This is a genomic window from Bradyrhizobium sp. AT1 (assembly GCF_001590795.1).
GTDB lineage: Bacteria > Pseudomonadota > Alphaproteobacteria > Rhizobiales > Xanthobacteraceae > Bradyrhizobium.
Genome location: NZ_JXDL01000001.1, coordinates 449295 through 453065 on the forward strand (window position 1 = coordinate 449295; position 3771 = coordinate 453065).

4 protein-coding genes are annotated in these 3771 nt (G+C 65.6%); 2 read left to right on the top strand and 2 right to left on the bottom strand.

The features are described from left to right. Positions 1-386: 386 nt before the first annotated feature. On the top strand, positions 387-794 hold the full coding sequence (locus tag SE92_RS02205) for an NADH:ubiquinone oxidoreductase subunit NDUFA12 (protein ID WP_063194269.1): 408 nt from the start codon (positions 387-389) through the stop codon (positions 792-794). A gap of 507 nt (positions 795-1301) precedes the next feature. Here the strand turns inward: SE92_RS02205 and SE92_RS02210 are convergent. Both SE92_RS02210 and SE92_RS02215 read right to left on the bottom strand, forming a co-directional pair. Beyond that, positions 1302-1955 (bottom strand): glutathione S-transferase family protein, encoded by a 654-nt coding sequence (locus SE92_RS02210; protein ID WP_063194270.1) that lies wholly within the window; start codon positions 1953-1955, stop codon positions 1302-1304. A gap of 247 nt (positions 1956-2202) precedes the next feature. After that, complete coding sequence (locus tag SE92_RS02215) at positions 2203-2889, bottom strand: DJ-1/PfpI family protein (protein WP_063203300.1); 687 nt, start codon at positions 2887-2889, stop codon at positions 2203-2205. Positions 2890-2984: 95 nt separating this feature from the next. On the opposite strand from SE92_RS02215, the gene SE92_RS02220 reads away from it, so the two are divergent. Continuing rightward, a partial coding sequence (locus tag SE92_RS02220; RefSeq protein ID WP_063194271.1) for a GlxA family transcriptional regulator occupies positions 2985-3771 on the top strand: 787 nt, incomplete at its 3' end.

A 3771-nucleotide genomic window follows, 5' to 3' on the forward strand; every position in this document is an offset into this window, starting at 1 on the left:
CCACCGCCGACTGTGGACGCCGCCACCGCCACCGCCGCCCCCACGGCCGCCGCCGCCAGGCCCCTGTGCGAAGCTCGGCGCGCTCATGGGTAGAACGAGCGCCAGCGCCGCGGCCGCACTCAAAACTTTCAGACTGTTCATGGTCAAACTCCTTTTCCCAGAAGCAAACCCTATGCAAGCGCTGGGGTTCCTGGGATCACGCCGGTTTGCGTGGGAATGGAAGCCTCGCTCGCGAGCCCTGTACCCGGCATGAACAGATCGCGCCCGATTTGCGGCGGCGTCCTGCGTCGCGGCCGACATCCGCGGAGGGCACTGCCGCCTCCGCCGAACTGGACATTTCGCCGCCTGGATGGCATCAGGGCCCGACGAAGCAGGGCCCTTGCCGCATGAAACAGTTCTTCCTCAAGTTCTTCACCTGGTGGAATGGCCAGACTTTTGGCACCCAACTCTGGACCAAGCGGTACGGGGAGCTGGTTGGCCAGGACGAGCAGGGCAATCTCTACTATCGCACCCGCGGCGGGGTGGTCGATCCGACCCTCGGCTTCGAGCGACGCTGGGTGGTCTATAACGGCTATGCCGAGGCGAGCCGCATTCCGCCGTCCTGGCACGGCTGGATCCATCATGTGGTCGATGTGCCGCCGACCGAGGACAATTATCAACCGCGCGAGTGGGAAAAGCCGCACCAGCCGAATCTCACCGGGACGGCCAAGGCCTATCGTCCCTCCGGCTCGACCCTTGCCAGCGGCAAGCGGCCGAAGGCGACCGGCGACTATCAGCCCTGGACCCCTGGCTAGGCTTCAGGCCTCCGCGATATTGGTCGTCAATTTGGATGCACGCGCATCCGCCGTATCTTGCTGTGGACAACGGGAACAGCGGGGACGGCGGCTGCGCGGCCGTTGTGCTCTCGCCCACGATGCGGCTCAATGATCCCATCTTACGGAGATGGGAGACCATCGCGTTCGGTTCGGGCAACAGTTCGCGACTGTCCCGAAATGCAGCGGCCGCCGACCAGGACTCGATCGGGAGATAGGCCCCCGGTCTGGAAGCTCCGAAATCGCCCGATGAAATGTGCAGCCGTCGTAAGACAGGAAAGGCCGCTTGGGAAACCGAGCGGCCTTTTTCTTTGAGCAGATCTCGTGCCCCGGACGCCGCGCAGCGTCTCTTCGAGAGTGCGCTGCAGAGAAGGGGCCCATGTCGCAGCGGACAGTGTGGCTTGCCGGGTCCCGGCTCTGCGCAGCAGCGTTGCACGCTGCAGCGCGTCCGGGACACGAGAGCGAGGAATGATGAGCAATCTCCGCTCCTCAGAGATGCAGATGGAGCGGTGGTGAGTTGCCCAGCGGCATCATCTCATAAGGCGGCATCCAGCCCGGCAGCTCGGCCACGCGGCGGCGCCAGGCATCGATGGCCGGGAAAGCCGCGGCAAGATCGAAACCCGTCTCTTCGGCCGGATAGTACAAATAGCCCAGCATTGAGAAATCGACGATCGTCGGCCGGTCGCCTATTATGAAGCGGCGCTCGGAAAGGTGCTTCTCGACGATCATAAAGATGCTTTCGGTCCGGCCTCGCAAATAGGCGAGCACGGCCGGATGGGCGGGCTCGGGCATGAAGCAGCGCTGATACCGGTGCTGCGCAAAGTTCGACGTGAATTTGTGGTTGTCGAACAGCAGCCAGCGCGTCGCCTCGAACATCTCCTCACGGGTCGGGCCGAACACGTCATGCGTGGCGGCGAGCCACATCAGGATCGCACCCGACTGGCTCATGAGCCGACCATCGATCTCGAGGACGGGGACTTCGCCCATGACGTTGGTTGCGGCTCGCCAGTCCGGCGTGCGGATCTCACCGCCGGCGAAGTCGACGCCGACCGGCTCCCAGTCGAGCCCGGCGCAGTTGAGGAAGAGTGCGACCTTGAACGAATTGCCGGAAGCTCCGACGCAGTGCAGCCGGTATCGCGCCATGGTGAGGTCCTCCCGTGCGGCGACCGGAAAAGGAGGGAGCGGTCGCGAGCCGAATTGTCGCGACAGGCTCCTGACAGCGTCATGTCAGCAATGCGACTGGACGAAAGCTCTGGTCCGTGCCCCGGACGCTGCGCAGCACGAAGTGATGCGCTGCAGAGCCGGGGCCCATCCCGCGGTGCGCCGGGTGGCTCCTGGGTCCCGGCTCTGCGGAGCAGCGTTGCACGCTGCACCGCGTCCGGGACATGGACTACATCACCCGCTCGGCCGCGCGCTTCACTGCCTCCAGCCGCCGCGCCTGATTTTGCGCGCCGCGCTCCCGCAGCAGGGCCATCACTTCGGCCGGTGCCGTATCGGGCGAGCCGGAATTGAACGGCGGTGCCGGATTGTATTCCATCTGGAGCTGGATTGCTTCGGCCGTGGTGCGATCAATCATGATCGACACCAGCGTCAGCGCGAAATCGATCCCTGCGGTGACGCCGCCGCCGGTGATGCGATTGCGGTCGACGCAGACGCGCGTTTTGGTCGGCGTGGCACCGAACTGGCTGAGCATCTCCATCGCGCTCCAATGGGTCGCGGCGCGGTAGCCCTTGAGCAGGCCGGCGGCGCCGAGCGCCAGCGATCCCGTGCAGACGGAGGTGACGTATTTGGCGCCCTCGGCCTGCTTGCGCAGGAAGGCGAGCACTTCCTCGTCGTTGAGGAGGTCGTTGGTGCCGCCGCCGCCGGGCACACAGATCACATCGAGCTGCGGGCAATCCGCAAACGTCGTGGTCGGTGTCAGCATGAGCACGGAATCGCTCGGCACCGGCTCGATCGTTTTCCAGATCAAATGCAGCTTTGCGCCGGGCACCATGGCGAACACCTGCAAGGGTCCGGTGAAGTCGAGCTGGGTGACGCGCGGAAATATCAAAAGACCGATCTGAAGCGGTGACGACATCGGCGGGGCCTCCAAAAGATGAGCTTGACGGGCGGAGATTGTCATGGTGCCCTCATGTCTGAAATGGCATAATTCCCACTATTTCGGACATGGCTATGATCGGCATCCTGATCTTCCCGGATTTCCAGCTGCTCGACGCGGCCGGCCCGATCTCGGCGTTCGAGGTCGCAGCCCGCTGCGCCGGCAAGCCGCTGGCGCTCCGCGTGCTGGCGCTCAACGCGGGCCCGGTGCGCAGCTCGTCGGGCGTCGAGATGATGGCACGTGATTTCAAGTCGGCGAATGCGATCACGACGCTGGTCATCGCGGGCGGCGCAGGCGTGACGGACGCGGCGCGCTGCGAGGCCACGCGCGCCTTCGTTCAGCGGCTGGCCAAGCGCGGAGTGCGCGTCGCGAGCGTCTGCTCGGGCGCCTATGTGCTCGCCGAGGCCGGTCTGCTCGACGGCCGCCGCGCCACCACGCATTGGGGGCGGACGCGCGATTTCGTCGCGCGCTATCCCAAGGTGAAGTTCGAGGCCGACCAGATCTTCACCCGCGACGGCAATGTGTGGACGTCGGCGGGCATCACCGCGGGCATCGACCTTGCGCTCGCGATGGTGACCGAAGATTACGGCGAGGAGATCGCGCAAGCCGCCGCGCGGCATCTCGTGCTGTATCACCGCCGCAGCGGCGGCCAGTCGCAGTTCTCATCGCTGCTGGAATTGAAGGCGCCGAACGGCCGCTTCGGCGCCTTGTTGTCCTGGGCGCGCGAAAATCTCGACGCGCCGCTGACGGTGGAGGATCTCGCCGATCGCGCCGGCATGAGCGCGCGGCATTTCGCCCGCGCCTTTGCCGCCGAGACCGGCACGACGCCGTCCAAGGCGATCGAGCGGCTCCGGCTCGAGG